The organism is Janthinobacterium sp. GW460-12-1-14-LB5, assembly GCF_059423585.1.
In genome coordinates this window covers 84,876-106,320 of record NZ_JBWKYD010000022.1, presented here as the reverse complement: position 1 = coordinate 106,320, position 21,445 = coordinate 84,876, and the positions used below count along the sequence as shown (strand labels likewise).

32 protein-coding genes, 1 tRNA gene and 2 pseudogenes are annotated in these 21,445 nt (G+C 58.9%); 15 read left to right on the top strand and 20 right to left on the bottom strand.

Annotation, left to right across the window (positions count from 1 at the left end):
* The first annotated feature begins 111 nt into the window (after positions 1-111).
* Complete coding sequence (locus AC07X6_RS21935; protein ID WP_494792381.1) at positions 112-396, top strand: hypothetical protein; 285 nt, start codon at positions 112-114, stop codon at positions 394-396.
* Here the strand turns inward: AC07X6_RS21935 and AC07X6_RS21930 are convergent.
* The 3 genes from AC07X6_RS21930 to AC07X6_RS21920 all read right to left on the bottom strand — a co-directional run bounded on the left by AC07X6_RS21930 (position 389) and on the right by AC07X6_RS21920 (position 1,000).
* Complete coding sequence (locus AC07X6_RS21930; protein WP_494792380.1) at positions 389-694, bottom strand: hypothetical protein; 306 nt, start codon at positions 692-694, stop codon at positions 389-391. The genes AC07X6_RS21935 and AC07X6_RS21930 overlap by 8 nt on opposite strands.
* An 8-nt stretch (positions 695-702) precedes the next feature.
* Entirely contained in the window at positions 703-849 is a 147-nt protein-coding gene (locus AC07X6_RS21925; RefSeq protein ID WP_494792379.1) for a hypothetical protein, read from the bottom strand.
* Between the two features lie 77 nt (positions 850-926).
* Positions 927-1,000 (bottom strand) — tRNA-Gly (locus AC07X6_RS21920).
* Between the two features lie 255 nt (positions 1,001-1,255).
* Here AC07X6_RS21920 and AC07X6_RS21915 point away from each other — a divergent pair.
* Positions 1,256-1,531 carry a hypothetical protein gene (locus tag AC07X6_RS21915; RefSeq protein WP_494792378.1) on the top strand — a complete coding sequence of 92 codons (276 nt, stop codon included), beginning with the start codon at positions 1,256-1,258 and terminating at the stop codon, positions 1,529-1,531.
* A gap of 361 nt (positions 1,532-1,892) precedes the next feature.
* Here AC07X6_RS21915 and AC07X6_RS21910 read toward each other — a convergent pair whose 3' ends face one another.
* The 10 genes and pseudogenes from AC07X6_RS21910 to AC07X6_RS21865 all read right to left on the bottom strand — a co-directional run bounded on the left by AC07X6_RS21910 (position 1,893) and on the right by AC07X6_RS21865 (position 10,222).
* Positions 1,893-2,435 (bottom strand): hypothetical protein, encoded by a 543-nt coding sequence (locus AC07X6_RS21910; protein WP_494792377.1) that lies wholly within the window; start codon positions 2,433-2,435, stop codon positions 1,893-1,895.
* 77 nt (positions 2,436-2,512) lie between these two features.
* The gene (locus AC07X6_RS21905; RefSeq protein WP_494792376.1) at positions 2,513-2,938 is read right to left on the bottom strand and encodes a hypothetical protein; all 426 of its coding nucleotides are present in this window, start codon (positions 2,936-2,938) and stop codon (positions 2,513-2,515) included.
* Positions 2,938-3,285, bottom strand: coding sequence for a DUF1064 domain-containing protein (locus tag AC07X6_RS21900; RefSeq protein ID WP_240453379.1), 348 nt, complete (start codon positions 3,283-3,285; stop codon positions 2,938-2,940). Before AC07X6_RS21900 ends, AC07X6_RS21905 begins: the two co-directional genes overlap by 1 nt.
* Positions 3,282-3,614, bottom strand: coding sequence for a hypothetical protein (locus AC07X6_RS21895; RefSeq protein ID WP_494792375.1), 333 nt, complete (start codon positions 3,612-3,614; stop codon positions 3,282-3,284). The genes AC07X6_RS21900 and AC07X6_RS21895 overlap by 4 nt, the downstream gene beginning before the upstream one ends.
* Before the next feature lie 36 nt (positions 3,615-3,650).
* Positions 3,651-4,499, bottom strand: coding sequence for an ATP-binding protein (locus AC07X6_RS21890; RefSeq protein ID WP_494792374.1), 849 nt, complete (start codon positions 4,497-4,499; stop codon positions 3,651-3,653).
* Positions 4,486-5,442, bottom strand: a complete 957-nt coding sequence (locus tag AC07X6_RS21885) for a YdaU family protein (protein WP_494792373.1) — start codon at positions 5,440-5,442, stop codon at positions 4,486-4,488. Before AC07X6_RS21885 ends, AC07X6_RS21890 begins: the two co-directional genes overlap by 14 nt.
* A 106-nt stretch (positions 5,443-5,548) precedes the next feature.
* Positions 5,549-7,096, bottom strand: a complete 1,548-nt coding sequence (locus AC07X6_RS21880; RefSeq protein WP_494792372.1) for a DNA-methyltransferase — start codon at positions 7,094-7,096, stop codon at positions 5,549-5,551.
* Positions 7,093-7,578 (bottom strand): nuclease domain-containing protein, encoded by a 486-nt coding sequence (locus AC07X6_RS21875; RefSeq protein WP_494792371.1) that lies wholly within the window; start codon positions 7,576-7,578, stop codon positions 7,093-7,095. Before AC07X6_RS21875 ends, AC07X6_RS21880 begins: the two co-directional genes overlap by 4 nt.
* 492 nt (positions 7,579-8,070) lie before the next feature.
* Positions 8,071-8,670 (bottom strand): annotated as a pseudogene (locus tag AC07X6_RS21870) (phosphoadenosine phosphosulfate reductase domain-containing protein); the annotation flags it as partial.
* Positions 8,630-10,222, bottom strand: coding sequence for a DNA cytosine methyltransferase (locus AC07X6_RS21865; protein WP_494792370.1), 1,593 nt, complete (start codon positions 10,220-10,222; stop codon positions 8,630-8,632). The pseudogene AC07X6_RS21870 and the gene AC07X6_RS21865, both read right to left, overlap by 41 nt.
* 35 nt (positions 10,223-10,257) lie before the next feature.
* Here AC07X6_RS21865 and AC07X6_RS21860 point away from each other — a divergent pair, with 35 nt between their 5' ends.
* Positions 10,258-10,863 (top strand): hypothetical protein, encoded by a 606-nt coding sequence (locus AC07X6_RS21860; RefSeq protein ID WP_494792369.1) that lies wholly within the window; start codon positions 10,258-10,260, stop codon positions 10,861-10,863.
* A 95-nt stretch (positions 10,864-10,958) separates the two neighbouring features.
* Here the strand turns inward: AC07X6_RS21860 and AC07X6_RS21855 are convergent, their stop codons facing one another.
* The 7 genes and pseudogenes from AC07X6_RS21855 to AC07X6_RS21825 all read right to left on the bottom strand — a co-directional run bounded on the left by AC07X6_RS21855 (position 10,959) and on the right by AC07X6_RS21825 (position 13,735).
* Complete coding sequence (locus AC07X6_RS21855; protein ID WP_494792368.1) at positions 10,959-11,363, bottom strand: hypothetical protein; 405 nt, start codon at positions 11,361-11,363, stop codon at positions 10,959-10,961.
* Positions 11,360-12,109, bottom strand: a complete 750-nt coding sequence (locus tag AC07X6_RS21850) for a KilA-N domain-containing protein (RefSeq protein WP_494792367.1) — start codon at positions 12,107-12,109, stop codon at positions 11,360-11,362. The genes AC07X6_RS21855 and AC07X6_RS21850 overlap by 4 nt, the downstream gene beginning before the upstream one ends.
* Before the next feature lie 57 nt (positions 12,110-12,166).
* A complete protein-coding gene (locus tag AC07X6_RS21845) occupies positions 12,167-12,334 on the bottom strand; it encodes a hypothetical protein (RefSeq protein ID WP_494792366.1) in 168 nt (55 codons plus the stop codon).
* A gap of 20 nt (positions 12,335-12,354) precedes the next feature.
* Positions 12,355-12,594: pseudogene (locus tag AC07X6_RS21840) on the bottom strand (helix-turn-helix domain-containing protein); the annotation flags it as partial.
* A gap of 76 nt (positions 12,595-12,670) precedes the next feature.
* On the bottom strand, positions 12,671-12,886 hold the full coding sequence (locus tag AC07X6_RS21835; RefSeq protein ID WP_494792365.1) for a hypothetical protein: 216 nt from the start codon (positions 12,884-12,886) through the stop codon (positions 12,671-12,673).
* 17 nt (positions 12,887-12,903) lie between these two features.
* A complete protein-coding gene (locus AC07X6_RS21830) occupies positions 12,904-13,194 on the bottom strand; it encodes a hypothetical protein (protein ID WP_494792364.1) in 291 nt (96 codons plus the stop codon).
* A 205-nt stretch (positions 13,195-13,399) separates the two neighbouring features.
* A complete protein-coding gene (locus AC07X6_RS21825) occupies positions 13,400-13,735 on the bottom strand; it encodes a hypothetical protein (RefSeq protein ID WP_494792363.1) in 336 nt (111 codons plus the stop codon).
* 45 nt (positions 13,736-13,780) lie between these two features.
* Between AC07X6_RS21825 and AC07X6_RS21820 the strand changes: the two genes are divergently transcribed.
* From AC07X6_RS21820 to AC07X6_RS21765, 12 genes are all read left to right on the top strand, one after another.
* Positions 13,781-14,542 (top strand): S24 family peptidase, encoded by a 762-nt coding sequence (locus AC07X6_RS21820; RefSeq protein ID WP_494792362.1) that lies wholly within the window; start codon positions 13,781-13,783, stop codon positions 14,540-14,542.
* Complete coding sequence (locus AC07X6_RS21815) at positions 14,487-14,972, top strand: hypothetical protein (RefSeq protein ID WP_494792392.1); 486 nt, start codon at positions 14,487-14,489, stop codon at positions 14,970-14,972. Before AC07X6_RS21820 ends, AC07X6_RS21815 begins: the two co-directional genes overlap by 56 nt.
* 112 nt (positions 14,973-15,084) lie before the next feature.
* The gene (locus AC07X6_RS21810; RefSeq protein WP_494792361.1) at positions 15,085-16,008 is read left to right on the top strand and encodes a BstA C-terminal domain-containing protein; all 924 of its coding nucleotides are present in this window, start codon (positions 15,085-15,087) and stop codon (positions 16,006-16,008) included.
* 98 nt (positions 16,009-16,106) lie between these two features.
* Complete coding sequence (locus AC07X6_RS21805; RefSeq protein WP_494792360.1) at positions 16,107-16,385, top strand: hypothetical protein; 279 nt, start codon at positions 16,107-16,109, stop codon at positions 16,383-16,385.
* A 253-nt stretch (positions 16,386-16,638) separates the two neighbouring features.
* Complete coding sequence (locus tag AC07X6_RS21800; RefSeq protein ID WP_494792359.1) at positions 16,639-16,863, top strand: hypothetical protein; 225 nt, start codon at positions 16,639-16,641, stop codon at positions 16,861-16,863.
* The gene (locus tag AC07X6_RS21795; RefSeq protein ID WP_494792358.1) at positions 16,860-17,093 is read left to right on the top strand and encodes a hypothetical protein; all 234 of its coding nucleotides are present in this window, start codon (positions 16,860-16,862) and stop codon (positions 17,091-17,093) included. The genes AC07X6_RS21800 and AC07X6_RS21795 overlap by 4 nt, the downstream gene beginning before the upstream one ends.
* A gap of 518 nt (positions 17,094-17,611) precedes the next feature.
* A complete protein-coding gene (locus AC07X6_RS21790; RefSeq protein ID WP_494792357.1) occupies positions 17,612-17,791 on the top strand; it encodes a hypothetical protein in 180 nt (59 codons plus the stop codon).
* A 391-nt stretch (positions 17,792-18,182) separates the two neighbouring features.
* A complete protein-coding gene (locus AC07X6_RS21785) occupies positions 18,183-18,314 on the top strand; it encodes a hypothetical protein (protein ID WP_494792356.1) in 132 nt (43 codons plus the stop codon).
* Positions 18,311-18,544 carry a hypothetical protein gene (locus tag AC07X6_RS21780; protein WP_494792355.1) on the top strand — a complete coding sequence of 78 codons (234 nt, stop codon included), beginning with the start codon at positions 18,311-18,313 and terminating at the stop codon, positions 18,542-18,544. The genes AC07X6_RS21785 and AC07X6_RS21780 overlap by 4 nt, the downstream gene beginning before the upstream one ends.
* Positions 18,532-18,672 (top strand): hypothetical protein, encoded by a 141-nt coding sequence (locus AC07X6_RS21775; RefSeq protein ID WP_494792354.1) that lies wholly within the window; start codon positions 18,532-18,534, stop codon positions 18,670-18,672. The genes AC07X6_RS21780 and AC07X6_RS21775 overlap by 13 nt, the downstream gene beginning before the upstream one ends.
* On the top strand, positions 18,669-19,607 hold the full coding sequence (locus tag AC07X6_RS21770) for a RecT family recombinase (RefSeq protein WP_494792353.1): 939 nt from the start codon (positions 18,669-18,671) through the stop codon (positions 19,605-19,607). The genes AC07X6_RS21775 and AC07X6_RS21770 overlap by 4 nt, the downstream gene beginning before the upstream one ends.
* A 35-nt stretch (positions 19,608-19,642) precedes the next feature.
* Positions 19,643-21,424, top strand: coding sequence for a YqaJ viral recombinase family protein (locus tag AC07X6_RS21765; RefSeq protein ID WP_494792352.1), 1,782 nt, complete (start codon positions 19,643-19,645; stop codon positions 21,422-21,424).
* Positions 21,425-21,445: the final 21 nt, after the last annotated feature.

Sequence of the window (21,445 nt, the reverse complement as noted above, 5' to 3'; positions counted from 1 at the left end):
ACTGGAGCGCGCTGGCAGCCGCAAAATAAGCTAAAAATAAATAGTTTCGTACCACGAACTGCAAGGTAAGATTTCATTTATCAATTAATCAATGCCCATTTGGAGGAAATCATGCCTGGAATTGAAGATATTAAATTAGCACTTGCGCTCTTGGTCAATGACCTCGCAGAGAAGGCGCCCAATGCTGTGCAGGATGTTGGCCTCTTGCTGGCATCAATTGCGGGACGCTCGGAAAGTGAACTCTGGGACAAAGCCGGAGACCAGCTTTTCGAAAAAGCAAAATCAGCGAAATACAAGGATGAAACAAGTTATTACGTATTTTTTGCATGCGTCTTTCGCGGCGGCGCAGTTGACCTTGCCCAGGCTGAGCGAGCAAAAGAGCATGCCGCTATCTAGCCTTACGACATAACCGGGCGTGCTTCATCATGGCTTGGTGCGCGGCCTCGCTACGCTCGCGCATCCAGGCGTTGAAGCCGATAACCTCGGCCGGGTGAGGCTCGACTGAAGCAGGCGTCTCGCGCGGCACCAGTTCATACTCGGCCAGCACCAAGTCGAAACCTTCCGCCTCTTCCGGGTAGAACTCACACTTCACCGTGACGAGCTCGCCAGCGGCGCAACGCAACTCGAACGAAATGCAGTGCTTCGGCAATCCGAGCAGCGCGATCAGTTGCGGGCCCAGCGTGTTGACAGTCATTAGGCTGCTCATGCTGTTACCGCATGCAGCGCTGGCCTGGCCATGGCCCACAGCCAGGGCCAGGCCACCATGACGAGCGCGACGATGGCGCCGCCGATCAGCGCGCCCATCAGAATCAAGGTGATAATCATCTGGCGGAAGTCGATATCGAACATGCAGCACCTCAAATAGAAAAGCCGCCAGCGTAGTGATGCGGCAGGCGGCGAAACCCGGCGTGCCGGGCAAGGAGAGCTGGAGCGGGCGGCGGGAATCGAACCCGCGTGGAAAGCTTGGAAGGCTTCCGCTCTACCATTGAGCTACACCCGCGGTTTATATGCTTTACGCGATTGTGTGCGACTGTAATTCCACCCCATGTAAGACGAGTGGACGATAAGGAAATATAATCTTCTGTTTTTTCGAACTAATGGTTCTGTTAACTTCCATTTTTCATGGTCATATCCTGCTGTACTATTTATTCCGTAGACAAAAAATCTACTGGAACCAACAATCAGTGGGCGATTTACGTCAGAAAATTGCCATAACGCAAAATCCAATTTCGATAACACAAAAAAGGACAAATATATGGGTATTTACTTAATTACTTATGACTTAAAAAAGGACAAGAACTACGATGCCCTGTATGAAGCCATCAAAAACATCAGTGGCACTTGGTGTCATCCGGCCGAGTCGACATGGTTTGTTTTCACCAACTTGGACTCTGTTGAGATACGAAACCTGCTTGGGCTGGTAATCGACAATGACGATGTTCTTTTCGTCTGTCGCATGGCACATGGCGACGCTGCTTGGTACAACATACAAGAGCCAGCACTCGGCTGGATACACAAATACCTTTCCTGAGTCGAGTGAAAAGCAAAGCTAGACCAACGGCATTCTTACCCAAATTGAATGGCATCATGAAAAATAAAGGCCCACATTCATCACAAGGCGGACTTTTTTGCACGTCGGCAAAATGATCAAGTTAAAATAGACAAAGCCACCTCACGGGTGGCTTTGTTTTTTTACTCCCATGGCCATAGCGCGTGGTGAGCGGCAAATTCAAGGCGTGCAGGTGCGGCGCTGGGTCCGGGTACTGTCGCGAGTTCCAGCTATCGGTGGCGCGATGCGCACATTACGATTTCCGGAAGAATTTTTATGAACGAAGGCCTGCAGTATACCGTAGAAATACTGTTTGTAAACACAGGCCTAAAGAAAACCTGCGCTACATGTCTCCGCCGCGTAACAAACCGCCTGCCCGGCCGGAATGGCTGTCATAAATGGCGCTGAGTTCGCTCACCATGTCCTTGACGCGCTCCAGCTCCAGACCGGCAACGCCGTACACTGGCGCTACACCGGTTCCTTTGCAGGAAGTGCACTGGCCATTCCCCAGCAGCACCTTGACGCCAGTGCCGCTGCAGCCCTTGCACTTGCCGTCGAGCCAGTGCGCGAGCGACTTTTCGGCCACCCGGTGATACAGCGCCTGGGCAGATTGCGCATCCCAGGCCGTGTTTTCCGGCAGCCAGCGCCGCGCCCGGCCGCGGCGAATGACTTCAGCAGTCCAGATGCGCAGCAGCTGCGCCAGATTCTGCTGGTTGCCCTCGAACATGCGGTTGAGCGTGCCGTCTGCGTACTTCACGCGGCACAGCAGCGCACCGATGTCGCCGGCCAGCGCCGCGGCGGCCAGCGGGTCCGTCTGGTGGTGCTGCGCGTCGTCCATCAGGTTGCTCGAACCGATTGCTGCGATGTAGCGGTCTGTAAAGCCCATGTCTTGCCTTTCATTTTGTATGCCAACGTTAACACCCTTTTTAGCCCTGTGCCAGCCCTGCCACTCTCCGGGACCGCTCATACACGCAGCACGCCGGTCCGGTTGAATTCGCGCACGGCTGCTAGGCCAGCGCGCGCAATTGCGACATTCGGCACGCCGCGCAGGAAGACCATCGTCTTGCCAACGCCATCGCGCAGCACGCGCATTTCATCGCCGTTGACGCCGAAGGTGCCCGTGCGCTGGGCGCGCGCCTGGATCTCGGCAATCGCCTCGACCATTGCTTGGGCCACCGGCAGGATGGCATGGCCAATTGGCGCAATGCGGCGCGCCATATCGGCGTTGCTCAGCAGGTCGTAGACGTGTTGCTCCTGGAAGTGACCCTTCCCCATCGCCTCGCTGGCCTGGAAGCCTAGCATTTCGAATGCCATGGCGGGGCGCGCGCCCGGCGGCAGCACGGCCGGTTTCGGGATGTACCGCTTGCGCGGCTTCTTGTTCGCAGCCATCAGAATTCCTCCACTTTCCAGCCCCCGCCCGCCTTCTTCGGCAGCGCCTGCACGGCAATGAAGCGCAGCGGGTACATGTCGGCCGCGATCTTGATCTTCGCGCGCGCATCCTCTTGCCAGTAGCCCTTCACTTCGTGCGCCTCCAGCGCGCCGTCGGCCAGCTGTACGGCAAAATCCGGCGTGTAAAAAGTGTTGTCGGCCAAGCGGAATTTCAGGCCTTCGAACTTGTACCAGGCCACCTCGCCGGCGGCCTTGCGCAGCTCCAGCGTCCTGGCGTAGGCCGCCTCCGTCTGGTTCATGGCGCCGACCTTAAGACGGCCCAGCGCCTGCAAGCCACGGGCCATCATCGCGCTTTCTCCAGGCGATGCGTGACCGCCTTGACGATTACTGCACGGGCCGCGGCATCCCTGTCCGGATAGAAACGGTACCACTCCAGGAAACCGGCTGCATCGACGCCCGCCGACATCGGCATCAGCCGGATCTCGAACTGCGCGAGCAGCGGGCCGGCCGCCGCCCAGTCGCCAGTCCAGTCTGGCACCATGGCCTGGCCGCGACTTGCGACGGCGCCCGCCGGCGGCGTGCCAACCAAGGCGCCGCCCACCTCGACAATGCTGGTCCAGCCCAGCAACTCGGCCAGGCGTTTGTTTGCTGCGATTTTGTTTTCTTGATTTTTCATTTAAAGCCTTTTAAGCCGTTTTTTCTGATGGGTACGTCACTTCGTAGCGGCCATAGCCCTTGCGCAGTGCGGCGGTGCCTCTGGCAAATCCTGAGCGGCATTCGCGGCCTGGACGCTCGGGCGTTTCCCCCTGTGCGACTCCCAATCGAAGACCACCAGCCTGCCGCCGCCTTCGCGCAATCGGTCAAACGCCCGCGCACCCAGGAACTGCTCCAGGCCGGCCGCGTCCAGGTTGCTGATGACGATGGTCGGGCGCGCCGCCTCATAGCGGCCGTTAATGATTTCGAACAGGATCAGCTTTTCCGTGTCGCTGCCGTGCTGCACGCCCACCTCGTCGAGGATCAGCAGATCAGGGTCGACCAGGTCGCGGATGGCCTGCGCCTCTGTGCGCCCTGCCCCCTTGGCGTAGGTCTCCTTGACGGAGCGCACCGCGCGCATCACCGACGTGAAGACCGCCTGGCGCCCTCGCGCCATGATGTGGTGGGCGATGCCCACGGCCAGATGGGTCTTCCCGGTGCCGACGTCGCCAGCGAAGATCAGGCACGCGCCAATGGCCCGAGCATCTTCGAAGTTCTCGGCGTACCGGGTGGCCACGGCCAGCGCGCGCTCGGCGCCAGGGCAATCCGGCCGGTACGATTCGAGGCGGCGATCAGCAAAACGCTCGGGAATAGCGGCACGGCCGAGCTTTGCGCTCCATTCGCGCGCCTTGAGCTCTTGGCGCCAGGCGGCGCGTTGCTCGGCCTCGCGCACCTGGTCCTCGACGTTCATGCAATCTGGGCAGCCGGACCAAGCGCCGCGAATCAGCATGGCCGTGTACTCGCCGTGCATCGGGCAGCGCTCGATCTGCGCGCTGGCGAAGCGCTTCTTGCCTTCAAAAGGTGCCATCTGCCCCAACGCCCTTGTGGTAATCCTGCTTGCCAAAGTTTCCATGCTTTACATTCTTTCCGCCCACGGGCGCTCGCTTCATCGTCAGTTGATCCCACTTTTCTCGCAGCTTTGCCGGCGAGAGGATGTTCGAACACCAGAACGCGTCTCCCTGCGCCCATTGGAAAAGCTCGCAGATTTCCGCGTGGGTGCGCTTGTCGCGCTCGCGTAGAAGCCGCACGTCGTCGGCCCAGGTGTCGAAGTTCGGCTGCCTGGCGGCGGCGTTGTTCGCCAGCACCCGGCCGAAAAGCCAACGTGCACACTTCTCATCGTCAGCGCTGTGCTTACGCTTTTCCCGTGCGTCCTTGATATCGACCACAGGCACCGTTGGAATCGCCGCGTCGGGGATTTTCTCCGACAAGGTTTTATATATTGGTGTTTGGGTATTGGGTATTGGTGTTTGGGTAGCCGTTGCAGGCGTTGCAGGTGCCGTTACAGGTGGCGTTTCAGGTTCCGGGATTTTCGGGGCCAGCAACGCACCCGCCATCGCCCGGAGTTCCTTGATTCCGATATTCCAGGCAGCGTGCTGCCCAGCAGCCGTAAGCTGGGCAAACAGGGCTGCACGCTCGTCTCTATGCCGCCTCATGCGTGTTTCCTCGTTCGCCTTCTTCGCCTCGCGCTCTGGCTCGCCGGCCTGGAATGCGAAGATAATTTCGTCGCACGTTTTGTGGTGCCAGCCATCGGCAGCGAGAGAAAAAAACTCTTTGAGAACGACGTCAACCGCTTTTTTTTCTTCGCGGCTACGTGCGCGGACGACACGTTTTATTTCCTCGACGTCGGAATCGAGTGGCATTTCCTTGTCGAGGTAGCGTCGAATCATGCGGCAATAGATCCCGTCCTCGCAGGCGGAAAGGTGCGAGGTATTCTTGTCGTAGTCGCCAATATGGTGCTCGAAGTAGTTCAAGGTCGAGCCTCCTGCACACGCGCCGCGCCGAACAGCGCAGCCACCAGCGGATCGCCCGCCGCCCCAGGCATGGTGCCCTGCACTAATTCACACAAATTAGTTTGCGTCACGATACATCCTCCGCGAACAGGTCAAATTGCGACATCGGCTCAACGGCGCCAGCGGCTGCGACAGAGTCGATCTCGTGCTGGATGCGACTCACGCAGAGCGGGAAGTAATCAGCGGACAGCTCGACGCCGATAAAGCGGAAGCCTTCCCGCATGGCGGCCTTGCCGGTGCTGCCGCTACCCATGAACGGGTCAAGTACTACGCCCCCAGGTGGAGTGACCAGGCGGCACAGGTAGGCCATCAGGTCGGTGGGCTTGACGGTCGGGTGAATGTTGCCGGTCTTTGGTGCATCCTCGATCTTGCGCAGCGTGGCACCATGCTTAAACTGATGTCCGGGGTCGACCAGGCCGGCGTTGCGATCGGAGCGGCTGGCCTTGGCGCAGTAAAAAAAACGGGCGGCGCTGCCAGTATCTCCGTAGAAAGCGTTGCAGGCTTGCCGATTGATCTGACCAAATACTGGCGTAGTCATGCTGCTCGGCTCCGTGCCCAGCACTGGCGCGCTCGCACCGGCCTGCGCCGGAAACAGTGCCACCACCTCGACGCTGCCGTCATGGATCAGGGTTGCTGGCCAGCGGCCTTCCGGCTGGACAAAGTTAGATTTTGGTCGCGCGCCAGGCGAAAACATGCCGAGCGCCGCACCGGTGCGCTCATCACCAGGCATCGGCGCAGCCTTTCCGCCTGGCGAGTATGTTCCGCCGTTTAGGTTATCGACAGTCTCAACACGGCAGCCGTCAATGTTGATAGCTCCGGTCCCGAATGTCAGCACGTTTGCCGCCACGGTGTGGCCCTTGCCCAGTGGCTTGCGCGCTACGCAGATCGGCTCGTGTGCAGGCTTCAGCGCGGTACCCCAGCCGTCCCACTGTGCGGCGGCATCGCACGCCGGCGCCGTCACATGCGGCACATACTCTCGTCCGTTGTCCTTCATCCAGCTGCCGGTCGCGTCCTGGTCGGCACCAGGGATCATTCGCTTGACTGCACGCCCTTCGCTTAGCACCACGCGCTCGGCGCCGGCGGCCTTGTCAAGCGCCTTGCTAACGTTTTGCGATTTCGGAAAGCCCGAGCCGAACACCCACATGATCTGATCGCGTATTTCGAACCCGGCATCCTCTATGCCCGACGTCATACGATGATAGGTGCGCGCCGACGAAAACGACAGCAGATGCCCGCCCGGCTTGAGTACGCGGAACGCTTCGCGCGCCCACTCTTCACTGAAATACTGAAAAGCCCGCATCGCCGCAGGCGTCAGGTCGTATTTTCCGGCCTCTGCCGCAATCGACTTGTGACCGCCATTCGGGCCGGCATCAGGCGCATGCGATGCGAAGCCGCGCCGGCGCTCGGTGCGCGCCACGATATCAGCGCCATCCCAGGCCTTGCCCATGAAGGAAATGCCATACGGCGGGTCGGTAACGACGCTGTCGACGCTATTGTCGGGCAGCGTGCGCATCAGCGCGATGCAATCAGCGCGATACAGTGTGGCGTCGCCAATGACGACGCATTTGGCTGTTTCAGTGACTGCGGCATGTTCTTGAGCGTTAAAGGCACTCATGGATTCTCCAAATTGGGTGTGGTGGTGGGTACTGCATCGAGCAGGCCCATCGACCGTAAGATTTCGTGTGTGCGGCCGACGGCCGAGCGAAAGGCAGCCTCCAGGCCTTCCAGCGACAGATCAGCCGGGCGCTGGCACCGGCCGTCGAGCACGTCGTGGCAGGCGCTGCAGCCGAACGCCGCAGCGGTGTCCGGCGCCTTCAGGCCCATGCCCTTCCCGTCTGCCAGGAAATTGCTGTGGCAGAGCACGGTGGTATCAGGGTCAAAGTTGCAGACAGCCAGGCGCAACGTGCAGTCTTGGCCGCGCGCGGCGCGCCGGGTCGGCGTCGAGCGTGGGCCTTTGGCCTTCAAGCCGGCCTTGCGCTTCGGCGCCGTGCGCTGGTGCGACTGCACGGAGAGCATGCCGGTGCTAGGCATGGGTGAGGTGCGCTTGAATGGCGTGCGCGCCATCGGGTTGCCCCGCTTTATGGGAGATCGTTTCATCGTGGTAACCTTTTCATTTTGAAAGGAGTAGCGATGCAAAACCCACGAGAACGGATTCGGGCCGAGTGCGAAGTTAGAGGGGTACACTGGGCAAAATCAGTTTTGCCAACATTTCCACCAAACAACGAGGTATTGCCATACATCCTGGAATGGATAAATGAGCGCGAAAGCTTCGCTGCGCAGGCACTTGCGGACGCCCAATTGCAGCTCGCTGAGCGAAGCACCACTGCTGCAGAGGCTTCCTCAGAAGCCGCCCGCGATTCTGCAAAGACGTCGGGAACTTCCGCGCGGGCGGCCTTGTTCTCTTCGGTGGTTTCACTCTTCGCGCTTGTGGTCGCAGTCGCGGCATACTTCAAGCAGACATAGCTCATAAATCGGCCTCTGGGAATAGTCGTGGCTGTACCGCTCCGTTGGCGTAGACCGTATCCATGATGGTCGTGGCGATAGGTTCGTCGCGGTAGCCACGCCATTTGTCGCTGGTCATATTCTTCATCATTCGCAAAGTCCGTAAGCAGAGCTGCACGCCGTTGGCTCGTCCAACGCTGTGAGCAATGAAAACTGTTTGCCGCCGCGGCTTGTCTTCGACCACTCGACAACCGACTCGATGGTCGACGCCTGGCCAGCGTGCGCTTTGGTGCCCATGTGGAAAAACGACACGGGCGAGCGTGGCCGGCACACTTCCGACACCAGAGCCTCCCATTCCGCGATTCGAGCGATGTGCTCGGGAAACCGGCGCCATACCTCGTGCAGCTCCCCTTTGCTGCAATTGATACAAGGCATGCAGCCGACGCGCGACATCCCTTGCTTGTAGAGCGGATTCGGCTCGATGCCAGCCAGCCGATGGGCCTCGAACACGTCACCGACGTTCCAGCGCAAGATTGGCCGGTAAGTGAACAGGCCGCCACCCACCACTTCAAAGTGCTTGACGCAAGCACCAGTGCCTTGCAGCCGCTCGCGGCGCGACTGGCTTTCGTCAATCCGGACGCCCTGCCAGGACCAAATCGCATCGCACTCATGATCAATCAATTCCATGGCGAACTCCGTCAAGGGTTTAGTCTTGAGGTATTCCGTGCAAAACTGCCGGGGCCCGCTGGTATCCTCGCCCATCGTCTCCACGGAATCGATTCTGGAAGGTGATAATCGGCTGCCCGCGCCCAGTTCCATCCTCGCTCGCATCGAAGCCTTCGGCCTTCAGAGTGTGGGTGATGTCGCCGGTGATGCAGATGGCGAGATTTGGCCCCAGCGCGGAATCGCTACCATCCGGCTGCTTGCCGTAGCTACTGGTCAGCGCGCCAGCCACTTCCCGGAAGCCGATTGCCTGGCACACGGCCTGCGCCTGCGGGCTGGACGATCCCAGCGCGCCGAACACTTCGGTGCTACTGATGGTGTTCTGGCGGGCGTCGAAGGCGATGGCCGGCGGGCTGCCCGCGTTGGCATGACTGCCGGCGTGGTTTCCGGCGCGCAGCGTCGGTGACAGGTCGTAGCAGACGTCGCCACCGTAGTCCTTGCTACTGAAGGCGATAGGCGCCAGCGCCACGCCGTGCTGTGATCCATTGTCCAAGGTGTACATTGGCGCGCCAGAATCGCCAATTCCCAGGCCGTTCTGATTTTTGCCACGTGTAGCGTTCTGAATCGGATAGGCGGCGATAGGCGCTTCGTGGTTGCACGTCAGCGTCGGGCTGCGCTCAACCGAAATCTCGGCGCCGCCTTGGCCGTGAGCCATGCAGATTACGCCAGCAATCAGCGTGTCCAGACCGTCGCCGCGCGGGCGCTCGACGCCGCACGCCACGGGAGCGGCTACGGTAGCACCGAAAGCAAGGTTTTCCCCGTCGCTCTGTCGTGCTCCGCCAATATCCTCGGCACCGACTGGCTGGAGGCCGAGTCCACATTCATCTTGCACTCCGCCACGGCGCGCAGCGCTCGCTCTAACTGTGCCGGCAATGTCTTGCGGCGATTCTCGGCTCGGCGGAGAATCCCGGCGCACGCCGTCGAACTCAAAAAGTACCTGTGCGGGATCGAACCCTGCTCCAGCACTTGCGATAACGAACACACGGCGGCGGCGTTGGGCCACTCCGAAATATTGGGCGTCGAGGATCCGCCACGCGACTGTTCTTTTGGGGCCATACACACAACCAGCGTTCGCCCATTTGCCCCCTGGCGGTTCGATTGGATCATCTTCACCGGCAAGGCCAGCAAGGAAGCAGCCGAAGGCATTGTCTTTTGTGGAGAGGACTCCGGGGACGTTTTCCCAGAAGACAACGGCTGGAAGAAGTCCAGCTGCAGCGCGTCGTGCGTCAATTTCATCTGCAATCTCGCAAAAAACAAGGGAAAGGTTGCCGCGCTCGTCGTCGAGCGAATTGCGCAGGCCCGCAATCGAGAATGCCTGGCACGGCGTCCCACCGCAGAACACGTCCGGCGCAGGCACGAAGCCGTCTCGGACCAGGGCAGCAACCTTGGTCATGTCGCCCAGGTTCGGCACGTCCGGATAGTGGTGCGCCAGCACGGCGCATGGGAATGGCTCGATCTCGGCCAGCCAGGCGGCGCGCCAGCCGAGCGGCCCCCAGGCGACGCTGGCAGCCTCAAGACCGCTGCATACGGAGCCGAAGGTAATGGGCATGGCCGTAATGAAGGAATCACGCTTCATGCTAAGATTCCTTTCAAATAACTTTGAATGTTCTCGTGAAGAAAACCTATGTACTTCTTGCTATCGCTCTGATTGGAGGATCGGTTGCTATTGCGCTCATTGGCAACCATATGGGCCTTACAAAGGACAGTTGGCCGGGATGGGTCCAGGCGATTGGCTCTATCGCCGCTTTGGGGGTCGCGATATTCGTGATGGCTAGGCAAAATGCACATTCCGCTCGCCTTCTCGCCGAATCTGATATTCGCGTGATGACCCGCCGAGCTTCTGCAGTTTCTGCCCTTCTTGTCCGCGCCAATGAGCGACTGATAGAAGCAACTAAAAATCTCAAAGAAGCCGCGCGGGATGGCGACCAAACTAAATTTCACGTCACTTGGATCGTTATTATTCCAGTGCTTAGGCAATGTCGAAGCGCCTTGGAAATGGTGCCTGCGCATGAGCTGGGTGCCTTCAAAATGGTAAGCGGGCTCCATTCCATGATTGAGGCACTTGATTACTTTTTGGTACTGGGCGAAGATTGGGAAACGATACCCTCTCCTTTGCACGATCCCATATTCCAAATTCAATTTTGCGAAAGCTATCGAAATAGCGGCGCTAAAGCGCTCTCTGTTTTCAATCAAGGTGTTGACGAAATCACCGGTTAGCAACTTTTTCCATTCGACAATTGCCACGTTTTTTCCGTTAGCGGCATATTTCTTCTCGTTACGGGCTTTTGAGAAACAAGCAAACATTATTGGCTTCATGGGCGCACCTCGGCCGCAGGCCGGCGAACGACCACGACAGGCATTGCGCCCACCGTACCGCGAAAGTGCGGCGTGGCGACCTGGCCGGACTGATCCGGCCCAGCGCCGAGAAGCGCCGCGCGCGAGGCGTCTATCAGCGCGTAGCGAATGCCCGCCAGGCGCACATTGCCCTGGATGAAGCGCGAAAAAATCATTCGCAGGCGGTGTTCCATGCCCGCCTCTTCGATATCGAAACCTGCGCGCTCGCAGATTTGGTAGAAGGTGCCTGGTCCGGCCAGCATCGCCTGCAGCAGCGCATATGAGCGGGAACCCTGCTTCGGGAGCGTGACGCCAGAAAGGCGGCGCTTTGTCTTATTTACACTAAAAGTCGGGCGCGTGCGATTGTCAGTTTGGCTATTCACAAGGCCACCTCGGCCAGGACGGAGTCGCGCCATTTCACTTGCTGGATAGGCGTGCCGCTGGAGTGCGCCTTGCCCGTGTCCATCACGTAGGCGTGCTCCCGGCCCTTCTTCGTCGGCACCCAGTGCCCGGCGATGTTCTCTTGCAAACCGGCCTGCACCAGCAGCTGGTTGAATGCCTTGCCGCTCTTGACGAAGCGGCTGCCCAGCTCCGTCGGCGTGTAGTAAATCTCCTGGCTGGGCGTGGCCAGGTGCGTCCGTTCCATCAGCTGCAGCATGTTCACGCCGGTCAGCGCGGCCGTGCCCTGGTTCGCGCTGATCGCCGCTGCATTCTTGTCGAGGCCAATCAGGCGTGCAATGCCGAAGATGGCGCGGAATTCCTTGGCGGGCGAGATTGCGCTGGGTGCGGGTGCGGCAGCCGGCGCCTGGCCGGTGGCCACGGCGTCAAAGGTGCGGATGACTTCCAGGTGGAACTTGGCGCTGATCCACATGGCGTATGCGTAGACCAACTCCTTGCACGCGTAAGTGCCGCCGTTGCGGCCAGTTTTTTTAACTACCGGAATTCCGGTAGTTTCCAATTCTACAACCAATTCGATAGCCTGACGGTTTTCCAGCCAATAGCCAGGGACATGGCGGTCTTCGCCACCAGATGCTTTATGCAAATCGTTCAGGCAAAAACGGCCGTCCTGGTCGGTGGTAATCACCGTTTCCGCGATGTTGATGCTTTTGTGTTGTACAATTTGGTTCATAAATTCTTTCGCGAATTTTTGATGTTTCAAGGAAGCCCGCCTGCCAGCGGGCTTTTTTCATTTCTGGCCTTGCAGTTCCTGCAGCATTGCTTCGTAGTGCTGGCGCGTCCGAACGTGGCCGGGGTCGACCGGCAGTTCGCATTCGGCATGCCCTTGCAGCTGGGCGCCTTGCTCGGCCTGCGCCGCGCTGGCGCCGCCTTCCGGCTGCATAGTCGTCCAGGTCAAGCTGCCCCCTCGGCGCGCGCGATGCGCTTGAGCTCGCGGATCGACACGTCAAACACCTCGTGCATGCGGATCAACAGCGAGGCGCCGATCGGCAGGCGGCCGTGGCGAATCTTGGAAATCACAGGCGGCGCCACTTCCAGCACGCGGGCCAGGGCTGCATCGTTCTTCGGGCCCTTGGCCAGCAGCGTGTCGAGCAGATCGTTGTTGCCGGCAGCGTTGTCCAGCGAGCGATATGGCGTAATTGCAGTTGTTTGCGTCATGTCATATTCCTAATTGATGGTGATTAAAGTGGCCGATTCCGGCCGTGCGATGCTGTAGCTGTCGGGTGCGGTTCCGTTATGGAGGCTCGCGCCGCGGCACCTCGTATTTCTTCGCCACCCTGTCGGTGGCATCGCGCCATTTCTGGCGCGCTTCCTTGTGCGCAGCTTTCGCCACGCTCTCGCCCTCCCCGTCCTTGGCGCCCTGCAGGTCTTTCTCGGCCTGGCGGTAAATCATCGAACGCTGGAAGACCAGCTCCTTTTCCTCGGCTGTGACCTCGGCTGGTTTATTCAATAGCTGCCTCCATGCCGTTAAACCCGCATCCGCACGACGCGCGGGACGACGCCAAAGCACGGGCGCGGTACCGGCAAAACTTGGGCCCTGATATTTACTGATTTGGGCCTAGCTCCGCTGGAAAACGGCGGCGTATCATTCCGTTTCGGCCTGGCGTCCAGGTGATTGCGAATGATCACGATCGTGCATTCGTTCAACACGTCGCTGACGGTCTTGCGCATCGCCGTGCATGCGGCTTGCAAGGCATCCTTGTTGTCGTCAGTGATATAGCCCTTGACGAGTGCGGTACGTTTTTGCTTCTGTTTCATGGTTTTCTCCTGGTGGTCGGTGTTACAGGGTTTGGATACAGCGAAAATGCAGGGTGGTGCTTGGTGCTGTTTTACGGTGGGCGCTCGCTTGCTGGCGATGCGCACTCCTCGAGCGGCGCGCCGCGAGGCAACTGGTGCGGCTCGAGAATCGGAATGCACACGAAGTCGTCTGCCGAACGAGGCGGGGAAATTGGGATCAGGCGGATCATGGCTTGACGCCCACGTCGATGCCGACGGCAGCCCGCAGCGGCACGGTGTCGAAGATGGCGTTGGTAGTGGGAGGTTGGCGGCCGGCGTGGCTTGGCGCTGGAACCGAATCGGTGGCGCGGCGCGGCGCTACCTCATGGCTGGGTGCCCAAATATCGGGCCGAAGATCGCTGAGAGTGAGCTTCGACTCAGCTGCGACAAGCTTTTTGCAAAGTTCTGGCCCTGCCCGACGATGGCCGCCACCAATCAGGTAGAGGTATGCAACCGAAGTCCCTGCGGCGTCGGCCAAGGTCTTGCGGTCGCAAGGCGCGGCTTGCTTGAGGTAATTTTTCATATCCATTCCGCGACTTTACCATAAAGATAAACTTTCTGCGAAATTTTGTTTATCTTTTTGGTTGTTTATCTTTTTGTTAAATTAGAAGACCATCACGCGATGACCAGAGAAGAAATCAGACGAGAAAACGCCCGAAGCCTTGCCGACCTCGCAGGCGGCCAAGTGGAATTCGGCCGCGCCGTCAACATGGTGCCCTCGCAGGTCAGTCAACTAATTGGCAAGTCGCCAGTCAAGAACATCGGGAATTCAATTGCGAAGCGCATTGAGCAGGCCTTCAATAAGCCCGATGGGTGGCTCGACGTTCGGCATCGCGATGCTGAGGACGCTGAGGTAACTGATCTTTCGGGCACCAGGCTCGTAACAGATGACGATGACCTAGCCCCAGCGATGGTTGCCATCCGCATGCTTCCTGATCAATTGCGGGCAGGTATCACCGGATTTGAGGCGGACTATCTTTTCGAGGACTGTGGGCAGCTCCATGTGCCACGGCAGTGGCTCGAAGAAAATGACCTCACGCCAGATATGCTTCGTGCTGTAAAGGTAAAGGGTGAAAGCATGAAGCCCTTGCTGTACGAGGACGACATTGCCGTGATCAATATCAGGAATACCAGCCGAGTGAATGGCGGGGTTTTCGCACTAAACTTTAATGGTGAGCCAGTAGTAAAACGCCTGGAATATGATCGTCGCGAGTGGTATCTATCTTCCGTGAATCCGGCATTTAAGCGGGAGCCTTGTCGAGCAGGCGAGTGTAATGTCGTCGGTCGCGTCGTCCGTTTCGAGCCGCGCAATTTCAAAGATCGGTTATGAGCAACCGCGCCAAAGTGGTTTCGGCCAACTTGAACGAGGCTTAAGGTGCACGAGCCGTCGGCAAACCAATGCAGATACAGCATCAATAACCCTATCGACTGACGCCATGATCTTAAAATCATTTTTGTTTGCTGCTTTCCTGGCCCTACCACTCGCGGCCAACGCGGCGCCATGCAATAAGGCTGCCGCCGAGGATGTACGGCGCGGCCTCAGCGAATTTGCCAAGTCTCACATTGAGGGCGACCACCTGACAGTCCACTGGACGTACGCAATCGAGAAGCAACCCGAGGCGAAGCGCCAGCAGATGATCACGACCTATGCTGATATGGATGCTTGCCTGGGCGGTGCTGCGCGCGAGATCATGTTCTACCGCAAGGGTAAGTTGATAGGCATTGCGTCGCCCAGCGCTGGCGTACGCTTAATAAAATGATGCAATAATTCATTAGAATTCTTGTTGGCAATTTTATATATAATTGAATAAAAACCACTTTCTTTACAGCGAAGTGGCCGCCATTTACTGCCGTAAAAACAAGGACTTAACGATGAATTCCGTAGGCCAACTGGCCACTCAAAAACAAATCCCTCTAGATCTCGGCATCGAAATCCAACGTGATGTCAACGGGATTGAGATGGGGGTGCTTGACAATGGCATTCCGTACTTAACCCAGCGCGGACTCTCCGGCATCACTGGAATTGCTAGAAATGCCATTCAGAACATAACAAAGGAATGGGAGGAGCACTGGAGCGATGTTGTATTAGGAAAAGATCGGATTTCGTTCTTCAAGCAATACCTGAATTCCAAAGGGTTCAATGAACCTAAATTGCATCTGGAAAGCATTCAGAATGGGACTGTACACTATGCATATCCTGATATCGTATGCATGGCATTCCTTGAATATTATGCTTTTGAATCCAAAGCCGATAGCTCTACAGCGCTGGAAAATTACCGAAAATTTGCTGCTTTTGGACTCAGGACATTCATTTATGATGCCCTGCATTATGTTCCGAGCGACAAATGGAAATATTACAATGACAGAGTATCACTGCTAAAAGATAGTGCTCCATCAGGCTTCTTCACAATTTTCAAAGAAACAACAGGTCTTGTCGTCGATTTAATATCTGCCGATCTTACGGTTAATGATAAAACCTTGCCAGATATCAGCGTTGGAATTGCATGGGCAAAACATTGGAAAGATAACAACCTCGAAGCACTATATGGCGAACGAATTTTGTACGAGCATAATTATCCAGACTATTATCCTCAGGCTTTTAGCAACCCACAAAAACCAAATGCCTATCCAGATCCGGCACTACCAGAATTTCGCCAATGGTTCAGGGAAATTTACTTGCTAACTAAATTTCCAAAGTACATTCTTACGAAGGCAAAATTGCTACCTGGTGGAGCCGCTGAAGCTCAAAAAATCGGCGGCATGTATCAACCAGTCTTGATACCAGGATCAAAGTAGCCACCAGCCCGCACCTGCGGGCTTTTTTTTTCGCATCTAGCATCCACTTTCCCAACTCCCATCTTTGCATTTGTCCTAGCTCAAAGCATAATGCAGAAATGCAACTATGCGCCGTCATCATCAAGATCAAGCAAATTCAGTTGGCCGTGGTCCAGGTCGAGCCGGAGCACACCTGGCCAGGCACCGGCCCGGCCGCGCTGCGGCATGCACGGCGTTTCTTCCCTACCCTGCCTATTTTGCTGCTGTCGCCGCGCGTCGGCGGCTTCTCGCGCAGCTACTCCACGTTCGACGTCGGACCGCTGATCAACCAGATCAACGCTGACGAAATCGAGTGGCAGACCTACCGGCCGCCACCGCCACCCGAACTACCCTTCTAAAGCCTTGCGCCCGCCCCTTTACCGGGGCTTTTTTTCGTCCATTCATTTGCCAAGAGCTGCATCGAAAATATAAATTAATCTTTTTGGTAAATTTAGCTTGCTGCATGTTTATCTTTTTGGTAAAGTCACTCCATCGAAAGCAAACACAGGAGTACGACATGTCCCCAGCAGAGCTTGCAGCACTCGAAGCGGTCCTCATCGCCCACGGCGAAGTGATTCCGGCAATCGTCCTTCCAGCGCGCGGCTAATCGCCATGAAGATCACCTCGAACATCGGCGTCACCAAAACCACCAACGACGGACATTGCGCCGGCCTGGTCGCCAGCATCGGCAGCCCGCGCCGCCTGGAGATTTGCAACTCGTTCGGCGCCACCCTGCCACGCGGTCGGTTGCAGTACCTGGAATGCGGCGCTGCTGACGCGATGCGTGCCGAGGCGGCCCGCAACTACCTCGGCCCTTGGCAAGCGCCAGCAGTATGAGCGCCCGTGATGCCCTCCACGGCCTGTTCAGCGCCCCACCGGCGCGCGCAACGCTGCGCAAGTACAACGTGTCGATCAAGTTTGAGGATGGGAATTTTGAGGCGACAGCCTGGGCAGGAAGCCCGAACCAAGCGCATGAGCTGGCGCGAGTAGATGCGCGTATGGCGTCTTGCAGCGGCACATTTTATGGCCGCGAGCTGGGCTGGACTGCTGAGCTGGCAAAAGTTTAGAGGTCGCCCGCCGCACAAATTTGGTCAATAAAAATAAAGCGAGGTAGGAGATGGATCGGATTTTGGTGAACGGAATCGAGTATGTGCGCGCCCTGCCAGCGGCAAGCGCGGCGCCTGCGGTCAAGCGAATCCCTCAGCCGAAGATGGTTGAGCGCAAATGCAAGTGCTGCCGTTCCAAGTTCTTGGCACGCGCAGCTGATGTAAAGCGGGGTTGGGGTCTGTACTGCTCGAAGTCTTGCAAGGCCATCAGACAAGAGGCACGCACCGGGCAATACCAAGCACTTCAAGAGCGGCGCGATGGGCATGAGGGTGGCGAATTCACCAACGCGCACCAGTTCAGCAACGAAGAACACGACTGCAACAAGGATTGAATCGGTCGCCCGCGCCGTAGTTCAAGGCGGGACAGGCCGGCGGGCCGGATAAATGCCCTGTGGGATCAGCATGCCCCGATTGATCTTCGTGAGGATCAGGCGCCCGGGGAAGCCCGGCGCCACAACCAACCTTTAAGGAAATACAGCATGTCGAATTTCAAAGAAAACCAGAAAGTGAACGTCAAGGGCACCAAAACCGACCCGGCGGCGCGCCCCGGCAAGTTCGTGAAGACGCACCCGGGTGTGCGCGGCGACTTCCTGGAAGTGCTGCTGGACGGCTCGACGGCATCGGCCAAGTTCCGCCCTTCGCAGGTGTCGGCAGCCTAATTTCGCCCCAGCCAGTCGCCCTGGCCCGTTTCGCCGGCGTAACCGGCGGCCAACAAAGCAAGGGATGGGCGTGAACTTCGCCTCGATCTTCGCGCAGTAAAAGCGAAGGCCGGCCTTGAAGCAGCTGGATTTGTGACCAGCCCCTTGCTTTGTTGGCGGCCCACCAGCCGCAGGAATCACACGCCCGACGGATCGACAGGGCCGCCAGCACCATGAATTGCGTCAGCGGGCACGCGATGTATCAAGCGCCGGAGTTACGACCCGCACCGGCCGCGCTTCCTGGCGTACGCAGGATTGAAAGCCCCGTAGTGGACTTGGTGCCGGACAGTGCGGCCGGCATCAGCAGGGTTCGATCCCCTGCCGGGGCACCAATTAACCAGAGGAGCAGGACATGAGCTACATCATCACCATCCGCACCGCCAGCACGGTGCACAGCTTCGCCGCCATCGGCAACCTGGGCGCGCTGATCGATGCCGCCTACGACGGCGGCGCCCTGGGTGTCACGGCAATGGTGCGGCCATGATCGCCCTCTTCCACCGCCTGCTGGCCGCACATCGCCACTACCACGCGCAGCACCAGCACCGCATGAACAAGATGCGCCTGGCCGGCGTGCGCCGCGAGCTGGCCGGGCTGGAAGAAATGCGCAAGGAACTGATCACCGCGCAGATCGAAGCGCTGATCGACCTGGACGCATCCGCCGCGCGTGTGAAGCAGCTGGGCCGCGCCCACCGGGAGGCGCAGTGGACGTCGTAAGCCAAGCCGTGATGGACGTGGCCAGCCAGGCCCTGCGCAACTGGCATGCCGGTCACGCCATCGTCTACGCCGTCCGCCTGGCGCTGTTGAAGTCGGAAATTATAAAACTTACAAGGAAAAAGTCATGAACGCAGCAACCCAAGAGGGTCAAACGGCCCTGCAAACAGCGCAGTACGGTCAGGGCGATCTGTCCGTCGCCAGTACCAGCAGCGCCTCCCTGATCCTTGATGTTGCGAGCATGGACAGCATCATGCGCCTGGCCGACATCATGGCCAAGGGCCGCTCAACCATCCCGGATCATCTGAAAGGCAGCTCTGCCGACTGCGCTGCTGTCGTCATGCAGGCCATGCAGTGGAAGATGAACCCCTTCGCAGTGGCGCAGAAGACGCACCTGGTGAATGGCACGCTCGGCTACGAAGGCCAGCTGGTGAACGCAGCCATCCAGTCCAGCGGCGTCACGCTCGACCGCTTCAACTACGAATGGTTCGGGCCATGGGAAAAAATCATCGGCAAAACACGCGTTTGCGAGGCGCCTGCCAAGGGAAAGCCGGGCGATAAAGACTACAAAAAAGCCTATCAATACCGCGTGCCGGATTACCCCATGCAAAGCGAAGAAGGCTGCGGCGTGCGGATTTGGGCAACGCTGCGCGGCGAAAACGAGCCGCGCTATCTCGAACTGCTGCTTGTCCAGGCCTCAGTGCGCAACTCGCCGCTCTGGGCGACCGATCCACGCCAGCAATTGGCCTACCTCGCCGTGAAGCGCTGGAGCCGCCTGTACGCCCCTGACGTAATTCTGGGCGTCTACACGCCAGACGAGCTTGAGGAAACGAACCGCGAAATGCGCGACATCACGCCGGCCGCGCCGGCTGCAGATGACCGCACCATCGATCAGCTGCCGGAATGTACTGACGAACTGTTCAAGCAAAAAACGCCGGCATGGCGCCAGACCATCCACAGCAAAAAGAAAACGCCGGCGCAGCTGATTGCCATGCTCAGCACCCGGGCGACCTTCACCGAGGCGCAAAAAATGACGATCGACAGCTGGGCGCACGAAAACGACTAATCGCCACACCACAAAAAAATCACCAAGGACACATCATGCAACGCGAAAATACTCTCACCCGCGAAATCCACAATCTGCTCCAGGGCAGCGACGACTGGCACGCCTTTCGCTTCGATCACCATGGCGCCAGCGAGGCGGCCGCAATGCTCGGCCTGTCGAAGAAGGTCACTCGCAGTGAACTGGTGCGCATGAAGGCCACCGGCCTGGCCAAGGAGTTTAGCGACTGGGTGCAGGAAAACATCCTGGACTACGGCCACGAGGTCGAAGCGCTCGCGCGCCCATTCGCCGAAAAAATCATCGGCGACGACCTCTACCCGGCCACGCTGTCGCTGGGCCGCGAAAGCGCCTCGTGCGATGGCCTGAACATGGCCGAAACTATCGGCTTCGAGCACAAGCAGTGGAATGCCGAGCTGGCCGCGTCGGTTGGCGCCGGCGCGCTGCCGGAAGAGCACCAGCCGCAGGTCCAGCAGCAACTGCTGGTGACCGGCGCCGAGAAGTGGCTGTTCATGGCATCCGACGGCACCGAGGACAACATGGTCTGGATGTGGGTATATCCGGACACCGCATGGTTTTCGCGCATCGTGGCCGGCTGGGAGCAGTTCGATATCGACGTCGCCAACTATACACAGGTGGACATTGTCGAGAAGCCAGCTGCCGAGCCTATCGCCGCCCTGCCCGCCCTGGTCGTCCAGACCGAAGGCAAGGTCGTCAGCAGCAACCTCGTGGCGTACAAGGCCGCCGCCGAGAAGTTCATTGCCAAAATCAACACCAAGCTGGAAACCGACGAAGACTTCGCCAATGCCGAAAACACCGTCAAGTATTGCGGCGAGGCTGAAGATAAGCTGGAACTGGCCAAGGCTGCCGCCCTGGCACAGACTGCGACCATTGACGAAGTGATGCGCACAGTCGACCACATCAAAGCACAGTTCCGCGCCAAGCGCCTTGAGTTGGAAAAGCTGGTCAAAACCCGCAAGGAACAGATCAAGGAAACCATCCTGAACGAAGGTCGGCACGCCTTCACCGCGCACGTGGCCGCGCTCGAAACCGAAATCACGCCGCTGCGCCTGCAACTGCAGCAGCCGGACTTTGCCGGCGCCATGAAGAACAAGCGCACCCTTGGCAGCCTGCGCGATGCCGTCAGCACAACGCTGGCCAACGCCAAGGTTGCCGCCAACACGCAAGCAGCCGACTACCGCGCCAAGCAGACCTGGTGCCGCGAGAACGCTGCCAGCTACGGCTTCCTGTTCATGGACATGGCCACGATCATCGGCAAGCCCATGGAAGACTTCCAGCTCGTCATCACCAGCCGCATCGCTGATCACAAGCGCGCCGAGGAAGCAAAGGCTGAAGCCGAGCGGGCCCGGATCCGGGAAGAGGAGCGCGTCAAGGCAGAGAAGGCAGCCGCCGAAACGATCCGCCTGGCTCAAGTCGAATCTGACCGCCTCGCGGCAGAGGCGGCGCAGGCGGAACGCGAGCGCGCGGCCGCCGATACGCAGCGCCGACTGGCGGAGCAAGCTTCGCAGATCGCTGCCGAGCGCGCCGCGGAGCCGATCGGCCACGTTGCGGCGTCCAAGCCTGCCGCCCCTATCGCCGCCCGCCGAGTGCCGGCCGCCGCAGCACCGATGCCGGCGCCGAGCCGCCCAGCGCCAGCACCTGACCTGCTCGACGCCGCTGCCGATGACCTCTACCCATCCGACAGCGACATCCTTGATGTGATGTTCGACCAGTTCGGCCTGACGCTGGCCGAGGCCATCGACCGCCTGGCCAAGTTCGACTTTGCCGCCGCGCGCGCCGGCCTGGTCGCTGAAGCCGCATAAACACCGCCCCGCCCACCACCT